Source organism: Pseudomonas sp. (assembly GCF_050739775.1).
In the GTDB taxonomy this organism is placed as follows: Bacteria; Pseudomonadota; Gammaproteobacteria; order Pseudomonadales; family Pseudomonadaceae; genus Aquipseudomonas.
On sequence record NZ_JBOICA010000057.1, the window covers coordinates 12723 to 28933 of the forward strand.

The 16211-nt window shown below is 61.4% G+C and carries 4 protein-coding genes; 1 reads left to right on the forward strand and 3 read right to left on the reverse strand.

The annotated features are described in order from the left end of the window. Positions 1–100: 100 nt before the first annotated feature. The 3 genes from ACRESH_RS22315 to ACRESH_RS22325 are packed head-to-tail and all read right to left on the reverse strand — an operon-like array spanning position 101 to position 4514. Entirely contained in the window at positions 101–1429 is a 1329-nt protein-coding gene (locus ACRESH_RS22315; RefSeq protein WP_431744017.1) for a TolC family outer membrane protein, read from the reverse strand. A 1-nt stretch (position 1430) separates the two neighbouring features. Continuing rightward, positions 1431–2771, reverse strand: a complete 1341-nt coding sequence (locus ACRESH_RS22320) for an HlyD family type I secretion periplasmic adaptor subunit (protein ID WP_431744018.1) — start codon at positions 2769–2771, stop codon at positions 1431–1433. 6 nt (positions 2772–2777) lie between these two features. Further along, positions 2778–4514 carry a type I secretion system permease/ATPase gene (locus ACRESH_RS22325; RefSeq protein ID WP_431744019.1) on the reverse strand — a complete coding sequence of 579 codons (1737 nt, stop codon included), beginning with the start codon at positions 4512–4514 and terminating at the stop codon, positions 2778–2780. Positions 4515–5207: 693 nt separating this feature from the next. On the opposite strand from ACRESH_RS22325, the gene ACRESH_RS22330 reads away from it, so the two are divergent. Next, on the forward strand, positions 5208–15956 hold the full coding sequence (locus ACRESH_RS22330) for a peroxidase family protein (protein ID WP_431744020.1): 10749 nt from the start codon (positions 5208–5210) through the stop codon (positions 15954–15956). The last annotated feature ends 255 nt before the right edge of the window (positions 15957–16211 follow it).

The following is a 16211-nucleotide window of genomic DNA, read 5'->3' on the forward strand; positions in this document are numbered from 1 at the left end:
GATAAATTTCACGAGTCCAAGCCCCCTGTGCTTATTGCACCTGCAGCAGTCCACTCCGGGCGTTGACCAGGCGCATGCCTGCACCAGCGACAGGTGGAAATTAGTTGGTGACCAGCAGTTCTGGGCCGAGGTAGTTGTTGATCTGGTCGATATCGTCATCGCCCAGGCTGCCCACCGAAGAGGCCAGGCGCAGGTGCGACATCAAATAGCGCAACTTGGCCTCAAACAGATCGTGGCGCGCAACGAAGAGCAGCTCCTCGGCATTGAGGACGTCCGAGTTGGTGCTGGTGCCGCCCTCCAGGAAACCCTTGCGTGTCGATGCCAGTGAGCGTTCGTTGGACGCTACTGCCTTCTCCAGCGCGCGAACACGTTTGGCGCCGCTTTGTACGCCGCGATACTCACGGGTGGTTCCGGAGATGACTTCCTGTCGCGTGGCGTCGAGTTCGTCCAGGGCCTTTTCTCTATTGGCACTGGCCTGGCGTGCCAGCGCACTGACACCGCCACCGCTGAACAGCGGGAAGTTGATTTCCAGCCCGATTGAGCTGTAGCGGTTGCGTTGATTCAACTCGGAGATTGATTGGCTGTCGCCCGCGGTGTAGCCGGCAATGAAATCCAGTGTTGGCCAGTGGCCGGCTTTGGCGCGCTGCACTTCTTCTTCGGCGAGGTCGCTGCTATAACGGCGCGCATGGATCAGCGGGCTATCGGCCTGGGCTTTGACCAGCCAGTCCTGCAGGTTGCTCGGTAGCAGCGGTGGTGTATCGAAGCTCGGACGTAAGGTGGTCAGCGATTCGGGGGGGGCACCGATATATTCCTCAAGCTTGCGGCGTGCATTGACCAGGTTGTCCTGCGCTTCGATCAGCTCAGCCTCGGCGAGATCGCGGCGCGCGAGCGACTCGTCGATGTCGGTGACGGTGCCGGCCCCCAGCTCCATACGCCGTTTCGCCGAGGCGAGTTGCTCATTGAAGGCGCTCAGCTTGGACTTGGCCAGGACGATGGTTTCGCTGGCCAGGAGCACGTCGAAATAGCTTTCGGCCAGGCGCACCGCGGCGTCCTGACTCTTGGCATCGAACACCGCGACGCTGTAGTCGGCACGCTGCTTTCCTTGGCGGTACTCGGCCATCTTCTGTTTGTTGAACAGCGGCTGGCGCAAGCGCACGTTAGCGCCCTTGGAATCGTAGTCGAGATCGTTGTCGATGCCGTTCTGGCGTTGGGAGCCATTGACCTTGTTGTCGTAGGCCGAGGCATTGATCTGCGGCAGCAGGCCGGCCAGGCCAATGGCGCGGTTTTGCGCGCCGGCCGCTTTTTCATGCACTGCGGCGCGGTAGACAGGGCCTTGGTATTGCAACAGATCCCAGGCCTGTTTGAGGTCCATGGCGCTGGCCGGCAGAGACAGCCCTAGCAGGTAGAAGAACAGGCAATGACGGTTCATTTCATTGCTCCTTGAAGGCGCTGTCCACGCGTTCGAGCATCGGTTTGAGCAGGTAGCTCAACAGGTTGCGCTCGCCGGTCTTGATGGTGACGCTGGCGGGCATGCCGGGGCGAATGTGATTGCTGCCAAGCAGGCGCATGCCAGCGGGCGTGACTTCCACCTGTGCCAAGTAGAAGGGTTGCTTGCTTTCCTCGTCGAGCAGGCGGTCGGCGGAGATGGTCTTGACGCGGCCGGGGATGTTCGGCGTTTGGGCATGGTTGAAGGCCGGGAAGGCAATGTCCACGGCAAGGCCCGGGACCATCTTGTCGATGGCCTGCACGGGAATCATCGCGTCGACCTGCAGCGGTTCGTTGAGCGGAACGATTTCCATGATCTTGAAACCAGGCTGAATGATCCCGCCGACGGTGGCAATGCTCAGGGACTGGACCATGCCCTCGATCGGTGAGCGAATTACCGTGTGGGTCACTTCGTAGTCCAGCGCGCGCAAGCGGTCGGCCAGGGTGGTGTTTTCCTTGGCGGTGTCGGTCAGCTGCGATTCGACCTCTTTCAGGTAATCGTGTTGGCGCTGCAGGATGCGCAGTTTGATTTCGGTGGCCTGGCTACGCACGCGAGCGATGTTGTTGAGGTTCTCGGCCTGGCCGGCGGAGAGGTCGGCGTTACTGCGTTCCAGCTCCAGCAGGCGGTTGCGCGGCACGTAACCTTCGGCCGCCAGTACGCGGGTGCCTTGCAGCTCCTGGTTGAGGAAGTTGATCTGCGAGGCGCGGGCGCCATACACCTGTTGCAGGCCCTTGAGTTGCACTGCCGACGCTGTCAGGTTTTCCTCCAGGATGCTGATCTCGCCAGCGAGACCGGCGCGCCGGGTGTCGAGCAGGCGCTGTTGCAGGTCCATGGCGGCCACCAGGCGCTGGTCATTGCCGAAGCGCTTGAGCAACTCAGGGTCGTAGTTCACCACATCACGGTCGTCACGTTCCGCTTCCAGGCGGTTTTCCACGGTCTTGCTGACGATGTACTGGGCGCTGACTGCGCCTTGTTCGGCAACGGCACGCAGCGCGTCGAGGCGGACCACCTCCTGGCCTTTTGTCACGACATCGCCTTCGCGCACGAGAATGGCCTCCACGGTGCCGCCGCTCAGGTGCTGCACGGCCTTGCGATTGCTGGTGACCTTGACCGTGCCTGTCGCTACCACGCCGGCATCCAGCGGCGCCAGCCAGGACCACAGGAGGAAACCGCCGAAACCGGCGAGCACCAGCCATATGCCCCATCGCGCGGGTTTACCGACATCCAGATCGATCACGCTCTTGTCAGCGGTTTGAATCATCTCGGTGTGTTGGCTCATTTGCATGATCGGTCACTCCCGTGCTTTGACGGAGGCCAGCGGAGTCGGCGCGCCTGCAGGCATCACACTGGCCTTGCGCAGCGCTGTGAATACTTCGTCGCGCGTGCCGAGCATCTGCACGCCGCCGTCGCGCAGCATCAGCACCTTATCGACGGCGCAGAGCACGTTGGGACGGTGGGAAATCAGAATGACGGTGGCGCCGCGGTGCTTGAGTTCGGCCAGCGCATCGACCAGGGCCTTTTCGCCAAGGTCGTCGAGGTTGGCGTTCGGCTCATCCAGCACGATCAGATTCGGTTCGCCATACAGGGCGCGGGCCAAGGCGATGCGTTGCTTCTGGCCACCGGAAAGCGGGCTGCCATCGGTGCCCAGACGGGTGTCATAACCCTGTGCAAAACGCAGGATCATCTCGTGTACGCCAGTGATCTTGGCGGCGCGGATGACTGCGTCGCTGTCCACTTCGCCAAAGCGCGCGATGTTGTCGGCGATGGTGCCCTCGAACAGCTCCACGTCCTGGGGCAGGTAGCCGAGCCAGGGGCCAAGTTCGCCCTTGTTCCAGGTGAACATGTCCGCGCCGTCCAGGCGTACCTTGCCGGCCTGCGCCGGCCAGACGCCAACCAGCAGGCGGGCGAGGGTGGATTTGCCCGAGGCGGATGGACCGATAATGCCGAGGCTTTCGCCGGGGGCAAGGTTGAAGCTCACCCCGCGCAGAATCGTGTTGTTGCCACCGGGGGCGCCGGCATACACATTCTCCACCGCCAGCATGCCCAGCGGCCGTTGCAGCGACATGCTCGGAGGCCGGCGCGGATAGTCGTGCAGCATCTCGTTGAGCCGGCCCCAGGCCGAACGGCAGCCGAGCAGTTGCTTCCACGATGCGATGACCTGTTCCACCGGGCCCAGTGCGCGGCCGGTGAGGATCGAGCAGGCAATCATCATCCCCGGGGTGATCTTGCCTTCGATCGCCAGCAGCGCGCCAGCGCCGAGGATCAGCGACTGCAACGTGATGCGCACGAAGCGCCCGGTGCTGCTGATGATGGCGGCGCGGTCGGAGGCCAGGGTCTGCATCTGCAGAATGCGCAGATGGCTTTGGTACCAGCGCTTGCTGATCGACGGCAGCATGCCCATGGCCTCGATGACCTCGGCGTTGCGCAGGTTGTTGTTGGCGTAGTTGGCAGAGGAGAGGGCAGCCTGATTGGCTTCGGCCAGTGGCTTCTGCGTCGCCTTCTCGGTGAGGTACGCCAGGCCCACCAGAATCAGCGAACCGATCAGCGTGATCAGTCCGAGTAGCGGGTGGATCAGATAGGCGACCAGCAGGTAGACCGGCGTCCACGGCGCATCGAAGAAAGCGAACAGGCCATTGCCGGTGAGGAACTGACGAACCTGCGCGAGATCTTGCAGGGCCTGGGCCGGATTGCCTCCGGCGCGGCTCAGGTTGCGCTCGAATGCAGCGGTGAAAACGCGTCGGTTGAGGTCCATGTCGAGGTAGTTGCCGACCCGGATCAGCATGCGGGTGCGGATCATTTCCAGGGTGCTCATCAGCAAGAACAACCCCACCACCAGGACGGTCAGCATTGTCAGCGTCGTGATGTTGCGACTGACCAGGGCTCGGTCATAGACCTGCAGCATGTACACGGCTGGCGTCAACATCATGACGTTGATGACCCCGCTGAACCCTGCCAGCGAGTAAAAACTGCGGCGCAGGCGAAAGAGCGCGTCGGCCAGTTCGGAGCGGGTGCTCGATTGTTTGTGCATTTGGGTCATCCCCTCCGAAAAGCCGGTTGCCCTTACGGCGCAACAGCCAGCAGTAGATGTAGTTCCGTAGGCAGCTAGTCGACACGCAGGCTGGACGCTCTATGGGCGAGTCTTTCGAACGCTCTGAGTTGCTCCGGCATGCAGCAGAGTAGATTGGGTTTGTTTCTTCGGCGATACAGTCTGAAATAACATTTTGCTCTATAGCAGTGATCAAACTGACTTATATGTCTTTTAAGAACAGCTAGTTGGCCGGTTTAATACCGGTCGTCTGTTTTCGCGGCATAATATTGACAGTTTTTTGCTATGGAACTTTAGTCTTGTTCGGGGGACCGCCCGCTTGAAGCCTGCCAGCGCTTTGGCAACGCAAGGTGCGGTGATTTTCCTGAGGGGCAGACCATGTCGATCATTTCGTTCTTTTGCAGAGGGAAGGGGCTATTCAGGAAGTTCGCCTTTATTTCCCGTTTCCATGGTCCACCCAGGGCCCGGATTCGCTCTGCCTAATCGCTCAGCGAGCAATTCATTCGGCGAACTCCAGGCGCTCATCCCGGGTCCCGGGTAACGGCTTTGCCTTTCCCGCGCCTGCGCTAGCCAAAAAAACGCACTAACACACTGCGCAAGCCAGTACCTGACTGGGCGTGGGAGGACTTTATCGTCCCGTGCCTTTCCCCAGATAGATCGAGGACAACCAACAAAATGGCCAATTTCAACAAGTCGGACCTGGAGTTCATCCTCAAGCAAATCTTCATTGCAGAAGCACATGCCGACGGCGCCAATCTCAGTGATCTGCTACCCAACAGTCAGGTGCCATTCGGTCTGCGTACCGTCGATGGCAGCTTCAACAACCTGGTCGCCGGGCAAAGCGGGTTTGGCGCCGCAGACAATTCCTTCCTGCGCCTACTTGACCCCTCGTATCAAGCGGGATACGCCGGGACAGGGTCGGTGATCGACCCGCAGCCACGGATTATCAGTAACCTGATCGCCGACCAGACCGCCAACAACCCGGCCGCGGTTGCGGCGAACGGCGGTGCCAACCCGGTGATCAGCCCCGGTCTGGATGGGGTGTTCGGCACGGACGACGACAAGGAAGTGTTTTTTATCCCCAACGAGTCACCGGACGTCGGTCTGACCGCCGGCTTCAACTCGTGGATGACCTTCTTCGGCCAGTTCTTCGACCACGGCCTCGACCTGCTCACCAAGAGCAGTACCGGCGTCGTGTTTATTCCGCTACAGCCAGACGATCCGTTGTTCGTACCGGGCAGCCCGACCAACTTCATGGTGCTGCCACGTGCAGTGCGTACCGCCGGCGCGGACGGAGTACTCGGCACTACCGATGATGGCCAGCCCAACACCACCTCGCCGTTCGTGGACCAGAGCCAAACCTACAGCTCGCACCCGTCGCATCAGGTGTTCCTGCGCGAGTACGTCCTCAACGCGGCAGGTGACCCTGTTGCAACGGGGCGCTTGATTACCAACCGCGATCTCGGTACCGATGGCAAGTTCGGCACTGCCGATGATGGCGACGGCGAAAATGGCGGCATGGCGACCTGGGCGGTGGTCAAGGCCCAGGCCCGTGACATTCTCGGCATCAACCTGACCGACGCCGATGTTCACAACGTGCCGCTGCTGGCAACCGATGCGTATGGCAACTTCTTACGGGGGCCGAACGGCATGCCGCAGGTGGTGGTGCGCGTCAGTAACGGTGCTGACGGTATCGCTGGGACGGCTGATGACGTCACTCAACTGGTCGAAGGCAACCGGGATGCTCCGATCAGTCTGGCCAGCGCCGTGAGCACCGGGCATGGCTTCCTCGACGACATCGCCCACAATGCCGCGCCGGTAGTCGTCGGCGGGGTTCTGCAGGCGGATGCTGACACCGATGTCGGCAATGCGCAGCCAGTCGGCGCGGGCGGCAATAAACTGACCTATGACAACGAACTGCTCGACGCTCACTTCATTGCCGGCGACGGCCGGGCGAACGAGAACATCGGCCTGACCGCCGTGCACCATGTGTTCCACTCCGAGCACAACCGCCTGGTCCAGCAAACCAAGGACACCCTCCTTGCCGCCGGCGATCTGGCCTTCCTCAATGAGTGGCTGGTGGACGACGTGGCCGCGATACCGACTGCACCCGCCGATATCGCGGCGTTGGTGTGGGACGGCGAGCGCCTGTTCCAGGCCGCCAAGTTCGGCACCGAGATGCAGTACCAGCACCTGGTGTTCGAGGAGTTCGGGCGGACCGTTCAGCCGCAGATCGACGAATTCCTTGCACCCAACGGCTATGACACCTCGATCAACCCGGCAATCCTCGCCGAGTTCGCCCACGTGGTGTACCGCTTCGGTCACTCGATGTTGACCGAGACCGTCGATCGCTTCGACCCCGCGTTCAATCCACTCCTCACTGATCCGAACAACCCGGACTCGCAACTCGGTCTGATCGCGGCCTTCCTCAACCCGCTGGCGTTCGTCGGTAGCGGCGCTACTGCGGACGAAGCGGCGGGGGCGATCATTCGCGGTGTGACCCGCCAGCTCGGCAACGAGATCGACGAATTCGTCACCGAAGCGTTGCGCAACAATCTGCTCGGTCTGCCGCTCGATTTGCCGGCCTTGAACCTGGCGCGCGGTCGCGACACTGGCATCCCCACCTTGAACGAGGCGCGCCGTGAGTTCTACGCAACGACGGGTGATAGCCAGCTCAAGCCGTACATCAGCTGGGCTGACCTGGCCAACAACCTCAAGCACCCCGAGTCGCTGGTAAACTTCATCGCGGCCTTCGGCACCCACGGGGCGTTGACCGCAGCCGATGTGGATACGCTGGTCGAGATGCGTGCGGTCGCCGCTGCCCTGGTGTTTGGCGGCAGTGCGGTGATCAACGCCGGCACTATCAATGAGCGTACCTTTACCGCCACTGAAGCGGATCGCCTGGACTTTCTTAACAGTTCGGGCATCTACGCCATGAACAATGGCGTCACCACCACCGGTGTCGACGACATCGACTTCTGGGTCGGTGGCCTCGCCGAGCAGAAGATGCCGTTCGGCGGCATGCTCGGTACGACGTTCAACTTCGTGTTTGAAACCCAGATGGAGGCGTTGCAGAACGGCGACCGCTTCTACTACCTGTCGCGTACCGCTGGCCTGAACTTCGGCACCGAGTTGGAGAACAGCTCCTTTGCCAAGCTGATCATGCTCAACACCGATGTCACCCACCTGTCGAACACCGTGTTCCTGACGCCGACTTTCACCCTCGAAGTGAATCAGGCCAATCAGTTCACTGGCCTGGGCGCGAACGGTAGCGCCGACCCGACTGGCGGCATCATGATCAACGGCGTGGAAATTGTGCCGCTGGTGATCCGCAACAACCCCAATACCCCTGTTACAGATAGCAATTATCTGCAGTACACCGGTGAAGATCATGTCGTCCTGGGCGGCACCGCCGGCAATGACATCATCGTTTCCGGTGATGGCGATGACACCCTTTATGGCGACGGCGGCAACGACCGCCTCGAAGGCGGCTCCGGGAACGATGCGGTACTGGGTGGCGCGGGTGATGACATCATCACCGACTCGTTCGGCGATAACCGACTGGAAGGTAATGCCGGTAACGATGTGATCGTGGCCGGTAGCATGCTTGCTGGAGGCAATCTGATCCTGGGAGGCGATGGCCAGGACTTCATCGTCACCACCGAAGATGTCGCCACCACCTTCGGCGGTCAGGGTGACGATTTCATCCTCGGTGCCAAGACCAACCTGCCAGCTAACGGCAACGAAGGAGATGACTGGATCGAGAAGGGCACCCAGGACGGTGCACCTGGCGATAACCTCTCGCCGTTGCTCAATGACGATGTGATCGGCAACGACATCTTTGTCGGTGGTGGTGGCTTCGACGAAATGATCGGCGAGGGTGGCGATGACATCTTTGTCGGCAGCGATGCCCAGGACAATATGGACGGCATGTCCGGTTTCGACTGGGTGACCTACAAAAATGACAAGGCCGGCGTGACCGCTGACCTGACCATGGTCACGCAGGCGCAGCCACACGGCAACGCGCCAAACCAGAACAACGGAGTGTTCAATCCGGTCGGCGCCTCGCCGGCCTCGATTCTCGACCGTTTTGCCGAGGTCGAAGGCTTGTCCGGTTCGCAATTTGGCGATGTGCTTAAAGGCGATGATGTTGATGCGGTCACTATCATCGACCACGGTGGCACCACGGGCAGTGCGCTGACCAATGTGGCGTTGATCCGCGGACTGGAGCAGTTTCTGGCCGATGCCGGTTTGCCGACCAGCGGCTTTGCCACTGGCAACATTATCCTCGGTGGCAATGGCAGTGACCTGATCGAGGGCCGCGGTGGCGATGATCTGATCGACGGCGACAAATGGATCAACGTCAGAATTGCGGTTTATGACGCCGCTGACGTCAACCATACCGGCCCCGAGATTGCGACCTTCGACAGCATGGTCGATATGATTCCGTTCATGCTGGACGGCACCTATAACCCGGGTCAGCTCAAGGCCGTGCGGGAAATCCTGCCCGGTACCTCGACTGGCGGGGCGGCCTTCGACACCGCGTTTTTCTCCGGGCTTCAGTCCGAGTATGTGGTGACTCGTGACACCCGCGGCACGGTCAATGTGGCGGACGATGTCTGGACGGTGGCAGATACCGTAGCGGGTCGCGACGGCACCGATACCCTGCTGCATATCGAACGCCTGCAGTTCGTCGATTCCCAGCAAGTGCTGGTGCCGGGGCTGAATGATCAACCGGTTGGCAGTCCGACTGTCTCGGATGGCAACGGCGGAGCGATAACGGTGGGCGATACGCTGACTGTCAGCATGGCCGGGGTGCGCGATGCCAACAACGTCACGGCGGGTAATCCGTTGGGCTTGGTCAACAACACCTCGGTGTCCTACTACTGGCAATTCGAGACAGATCCAGGCACCGGCGTTTTCGAGGACATCATCCTGTTGCCAGCCGGCGACCTGGCGTTCCAGAGTGCCGACGGCACCACGTTCAAGGTCTCTCCTGACCTCGCCGGGTTGTCGTTGCGGGTCAAGGCGATCTACCAGGATGGTCATGGCACGACTGAAGTGGTGTTCTCGCAGCCGACTGCCGTGGTGGCTCCCGGCGCGCCGGTTGTGCCCACGGCGCAGGCACCCGTAGTCAATGCCAGCGAGGGTGGCGAGGGCCTTCACATGGTCCGCTCCGACCTCAATTTCATCCTTGACCAGATCAAGATTGCCGAGGCTGACGCGTCCGGCCAGGACATCCTCTCACTGATCCCGAACATTCGCGCGCCGTTGGGCCTGCGTACGGTCGACGGGTCGAATAACAACCTGATGAACCTCAACGGCAATAACCATACAGGGTATGGTGCCGCCGACAACACCTTCCCGCGCTTGACCGATCCGGTGTTCAATCCGGCGCAAGGTGCGCCTGCCGGCTTCTTCGGCCCCGGCTCGCCGGCGATCCCGGGATCGTCGTATGCGCAGAACAGCGGCGCTGTGTTTGACTCGCAGCCGCGCACCATCAGTAACCTGATCGTCGACCAGACGTCGAACAACCCGGCGGCCTATGCCACCGCTTACGACGTGGGTGCAGACGGTGTGCTCAACTACGGCGTAGTGGGCAGCGGTAACGACGACGTGCTCAAGGATGGCACACGGATAGTCGCCAGCCCCGGCATGGATGGTCAGTTCGGTACTGCCGACGACCACGATGTGTACCTGTTCGAGAACACCACGGCGGACGAGGGGTTGTCCGCACCGTTCAACGCCTGGATGACCTTCTTCGGGCAGTTCTTCGATCATGGTCTGGACCTGCTCACCAAAGGCGGTTCGGGCACCATCTACATCCCGCTGCAACCGGATGATCCGCTGTATGTGCCAGGCGGCCACACCAACTTCATGGTGCTGACTCGCGCGACCAATCTGCCAGGGGCGGATGGCATTCTCGGCACGGCCGACGACATCCGTGAGCACACCAACACCACCTCGTCGTTCGTGGACCAAAACCAGACCTATAGCTCGCACCCGTCGCACCAGGTATTCCTGCGCAGTTATTTGCTGACTGACGACGGCCCCATCGCGACCGGCAGGCTGATCACTAACCGTGACCTGGGGGCGGATGGCAAGTACGGTACCTCGGACGACACCGAAATCGGTGGTATGGCGACCTGGAAGGTGGTCAAGGCGCAGGCCAACGACATCCTCGGTATCCGCCTTACCGATGCCGACGTCGATAATTCCCCGCTGTTGGCGACCGACGCCTATGGCAATTTCATCAAGGGGCCGAACGGCTTCCCTATAGTCGTGATGAAGGGTGCTGACGGTCTGGGCGGCACGGCGGATGACGTCCTTGTCGAAGGCAATCCGCTATCCCCCATTAGCCTGGCCAATGCTGTGCGCACCGGTCACCAGTTCCTCGCCGACATTGCCCACAATGCAGCGCCGGTGTTCAGCGGTGGCGTGCTCGCTGCTGACGCGGATACCGATACTGGCAACGCAGTGCCGTTCAATCCGCATACCGGGGCGAACCTGGCCTACGACAACGAGTTGCTGGATGCGCACTACATCGCTGGCGACGGCCGGGTCAACGAGAACATCGGCCTGACCGCGGTGCATGCGATCTTCCACTCCGAGCACAATCGGCTGGTGGGGCAGACCAAGGACACCGTGCTCGATTCGGGGGACCTGGCCTTCCTCAACGAGTGGCTGCTCACTCCGGTTAGCGGGTTGCCAGCCAACCAGGCCGAGATCGATGCACTGGTGTGGAATGGCGAGCGCTTGTTCCAGGCTGCCAAGTTCGGCACCGAGATGCAGTATCAGCACCTGGTGTTCGAGGAGTTTGCCCGGACCATCCAGCCCAACATCGACCTGTTCTTCGCCCCGACCCAGGTCTATGACGTCGACCTCGATGCCTCGATCGTCGCCGAGTTCGCCCATACCGTGTACCGGTTTGGCCACTCGATGCTGACCGAGACCGTCGATCGCTTCGACGTCAATTTCAACGTGGTTGGCGACCCGAACAGCGCTGATCCCGATCAGCAAATGGGCTTGATCGCGGCGTTCCTCAACCCGCTGGCGTACGCCGCCAGTGGCGTGACGCCAGAGGATGCGACCAGTGCGATTGTGCGTGGGGTGACTCGCCAGGCCGGTAACGAAATCGACGAGTTCGTCACCGAGGCGCTGCGCAATAACCTGCTCGGCCTGCCGCTTGACCTGGCAGCGATCAACATCGCCCGTGGCCGCGACGTGGGGATTCCCTCGCTCAATGCGGTGCGCCGCGACATCTACAGCCAAACCGGTGATACCCAACTCAAGCCGTACACCAGCTGGGTCGACCTGGTGCAGCACCTCAAGCATCCGGAGTCGTTGATCAACTTCATCGCTGCCTATGGCACGCATGATACGATCACGGCGGCGACCACGCTGGAAGGCAAACGCGCCGCGGCGATGTTGCTGGTATTTGGCGATGGTGGTGTTACTGAGCCAGCCGATCGGCTGGACTTCCTCAACGGCAGCGGTGCCTGGGCCAACGTAACGCTGGCCGGCAAGGATGGGGTGTTGGGTACTGCCGACGATCTGAAGGGTGTGACGGTCACGGGCGTCGATGCCATCGATTTCTGGATCGGCGGCCTGGCCGAAGAGAAGACTCCGTTCGGCGGCATGCTCGGCTCGACCTTCAACTTCGTGTTCGAGAACCAGCTGGAAAAACTGCAGGACGGTGACCGCTTCTACTACTTGGAGCGTACCGCTGGCCTGTCGATGAATGCCGAACTGGAAAGTGCCTCGTTCGCCAAGCTGATCATGGCCAACACCTCGGCCACTCACTTGCCGGGCTTGGTGTTCTCGGACCCGGCGTTCTATCTGGAAAGGGACCAGAGCAAGCAGTACAACGATGGCCTGGGCAATGCCGATCCGCTTGGCGAGAATGGCGAGCAGGTGGTGTTGCGCGACAACCCGCTGACTGCGGGGCCGGACACCCACTACATCCGGTACTCGGGTGAAGAGCACATCGTGCTGGGCGGCACCAACAGCGCAGACATCCTCGTCGCGGGGGGTGGCGATGACACGGTCTGGGGTGATGGCGGCAACGATCGCATCGAAGGCGGTAACGGCAACGACCAACTGCGCGGTGGCGCCGGCGATGACATCATTACCGACCTTGGCGGCGACGATAACCTCCAGGGTGGCGACGGCAACGACGTGCTGCACGGTGGCAACGGCGTCAACCTGATCATTGGCGGCTTCGGCAATGACTTCATCGTGACCGGTGAGGACGCCTCCGAGGCCATTGGTGGCCACGGCAACGACTTCATCCTGGGCAGCAAGGCCAACGAGCAGGACATGGGTAACGAAGGCGACGACTGGATCGAGAAGGGCACGTCCGACGGTGCACCTGGCGACAACTTCGACCCGCTCGGCAACGACTCGGTGATCGGCCACGATGTGTACATCGGCGGTAACGAGAACGACAAGTTCAACGGCGAAGGCGGCGACGACATCATGGTCGGCAGTCTCGGCTTCGGTGACCGCTATATTGGCGGCTCCGGCTTTGACTGGGCGACCTTCAAGGATCTCGCCCAGGGCGTGAGCATCGATTACAGCGATCGCTTTTTCGATGTGCCGCTGTTGCCGGGTTCGGGTGCCTCGGCGCTGGTGCGTTTCGACGTCATGGAAGGCCTGTCGGGTTCGTCGCACGGTGACTTCCTGCGCGGTGATAACGAAGATGCCACATCGCTGCCCACCGCGGGTGCAACAGGCAGTGTGCTGACCAACATCAACCTGATCAACGGTCTGGCGGATCTGCTGTCAGCCGGAGCGACGTTCTTCGACGGCGGCAACATCATCCTCGGTGGCAGCGGCAGCGACCTCATCGAGGGTCGCGGTGGTGACGACATCATCGATGGTGACAAGTGGCTGAACGTGCGCATCAGCGTACGGGCGAACACCGATGGCACTGGTGCGGAACTCGCCACGTTCGACAGCATGGAGCCGTTGGTGCCGCTGATGCTGAACGGTACTTACAACCCAGGCCAACTGGTCATCGTGCGGGAGATTCGTACCGGCAATGACCGCTTCGACACCGCGCTGTTCACCGGTACTGCGGCGCAATACAGCGTTGTTGTCGATGGCGACACAGTCGTTGTGACCGACTCGGTGGCGGGGCGTGACGGTGTCGATCGCTTGACTGGCATCGAGCGTCTGCAGTTCTCTGACCTTGCGCTGTCGTCCGGAGTTGGCAGCACCCTAAACAACGGTCCAGCGGGTCACCTGGCGATCCTCGATGATGCCACCGGTGTGCGTGACGATACGCCTGTCGCCGGCCAGCTACTGCGTGTCAGCAATCGGGCTATACGCGACGCGGACAACCAGAGTGTGGCCAATCCGACCGGCGCGGTTACCGGTGCGGTGGCTTACTACTGGCAGGTCGAAAACATTCCTGGCTCGGGCGTTTTCGAAGACATCACCTTTATCGCCGCCGGCGAGGCATCGCGGGCGACTGGCAGCACCTACCGGGTGGCGGACGATGTAGCGGGTCTGAACATCCGCGTCCGGGCGGTGTATCAGGATGCCAAAGGCACGCTGGAGATCGTCGACTCGACGCCCAACAGCCTACCGACCCTAGTACCGACCGTAGCGGGACTCGCGGTGCAGAACCAGGTGTTGACCGCTAACCCGGCGAGCATCATTGACGTTGATGGCCTCAGCAATCCGCAGTTCACCTTCCAGTGGCAGGTAAACAGCGCGGCTGGCTTCGTCAACATCGGCGGAGCGACCAACAGCACGCTCGCGCTTGGCCAGGCTCAGGTTGGCCAGACGGTGCGCGTGGTGGTCAACTACGTGGATGACTTCGGTGTGGCCGAAAGCGTTGCGTCCGATGTCCTGGGGCCGGTGGCCAACGTCAACGATGCGCCGACAGGCGCGTTGCTGATCAGCGATATGACACCGGACCAAGGGCAGGTGCTGACCGCGCTCACTGCCGGGATTGCCGATGCGGATGGGCTGGGCACCTTCAGCTTCCAATGGCAGCAAGGTGTCGGCACTTCCTTCACCGACATCAACGGCGCGACCGCTGCGACCTTCACCCCTGGTGTGGCGCAGGGCAATCAGCAACTGCGGGTGATCGTGCGCTACACCGATGGCTTCGGCACGCTGGAGTCGGTGACCTCTGCTGCGACGGCGGTAGTTGGCGTGGTGCTGCTGGGCAATGCTTTTGCGAACACCCTCACTGGCGGCGCGGGTAACGATGTGCTGCTTGGCCTGGGCGGGAGCGATACGCTCAATGGCCTGGCCGGTAATGACCAGTTGTTTGGCGGCACCGGCAACGACATTCTCAATGGCGGAGACGACAACGACGTCCTTAATGGCGAGGACGGCAGCGACACCCTCAACGGTGGGCTCGGCGCGGATGCCATGAACGGCGGTGTCGGCAACGACACCTTTGAGGTCGACAACATCGGTGACACCGTCACCGAGGCGCTGGGTGGTGGTACCGATCTGGTGCAAACCAGTCTGACTAACTACCTGCTCGGTGCCAACGTCGAGAACCTGACCTATACCGGCGCCGGTAACTTCACCGGCACCGGTAATGCGCTGGCCAACACCATCACCGGCGGGGTCGGTAACGACTTCCTCAATGGCGGTGCAGGTGTTGACCGGTTGGTGGGGGGAGCCGGCAACGACACCTACGTCGTCGATGCAGCCGCGGACGTGGTGGTCGAGGTGACGGGTGGCGGTACGGATACCGTGCAGACGTCGCTGGCCAGCTACACGCTCGGTGGTAATGTCGAGAATCTGACCTACACCGGAGCCGGCAACTTCATCGGCAACGGCAACGGGTCGAACAACGTCATCACCGCGGGGGTGGGTAATGACACCCTCAATGGTGGCGGCGGCAACGACATCCTCACCGGCAACGGTGGCAACGACACACTGAATGACGACGCCGGTAACGACCAACTGTTCGGTGGCATTGGCACGGATACCCTGAACGGCGGCACTGGCGATGACAGCCTCGACGGCGGTGATGGGGCGGATGTCTTGAATGGTGGAGCAGGCAACGACACGCTGCTCGGTGGTGACGCTAACGACACATTGTTGGGTGGTATCGGCAATGACTTTATCGATGGCGGTACTGGCAACAATACGGTCACTGGCGGTGCCGGCAACGACATGATGGTTGCCAGCAGTGGCAACGATATCTTCATGTTCGCAGCGGGCTTCGGGACCGATCAGATCATCGGCTTCGATGCCAACGCGGTGGGAGGCCAGGACCGGCTCGATATTTCCGCGTTCGGCGTCACTGCTGCGACCTTTGCCGGCATCGTCATCATCACCGATGTCGGTGCGGATACCTTGCTCAGCTACGCAGGACCTGACTCCATCCGCCTGGTAGGTGTGGCCGACGCAACAACCGTCACTGCCGCAGACTTCATTCTGGCCACTTGAGGTCCTGATTAGTACGGTTGCAGGGAGCGTGGACAGTGGAGGGGAGGGCAATGGATGCCCTCCATTTTTTAGGCTCTTCACGGAATCCTGGGGAGTATGATCTTGGGACTGGACTGGACTTCGGATGGGAGCTTATCCATTCGCTGTGGCGCCGCTACTGGCCCCTTCCGCCTTTACGGCGGCCTACTTAATGAGATGGTCACCCCGGCACCCTGCGGAGCCTAAGCTTTCGCAGGGTGTTTTTACTCTGGAGGC

What these genes read in the sequence shown, in the direction of transcription:
- ACRESH_RS22325 (WP_431744019.1), bottom strand. Translation starts at nt 4,514, where the DNA reads ATGCACAAACAATCGAGCACCCGCTCCGAACTGGCCGACGCGCTCTTT.
- ACRESH_RS22315 (WP_431744017.1), bottom strand. Translation starts at nt 1,429, where the DNA reads ATGAACCGTCATTGCCTGTTCTTCTACCTGCTAGGGCTGTCTCTGCCG.
- ACRESH_RS22330 (WP_431744020.1), top strand. Translation starts at nt 5,208, where the DNA reads ATGGCCAATTTCAACAAGTCGGACCTGGAGTTCATCCTCAAGCAAATC.
- ACRESH_RS22320 (WP_431744018.1), bottom strand. Translation starts at nt 2,771, where the DNA reads ATGCAAATGAGCCAACACACCGAGATGATTCAAACCGCTGACAAGAGC.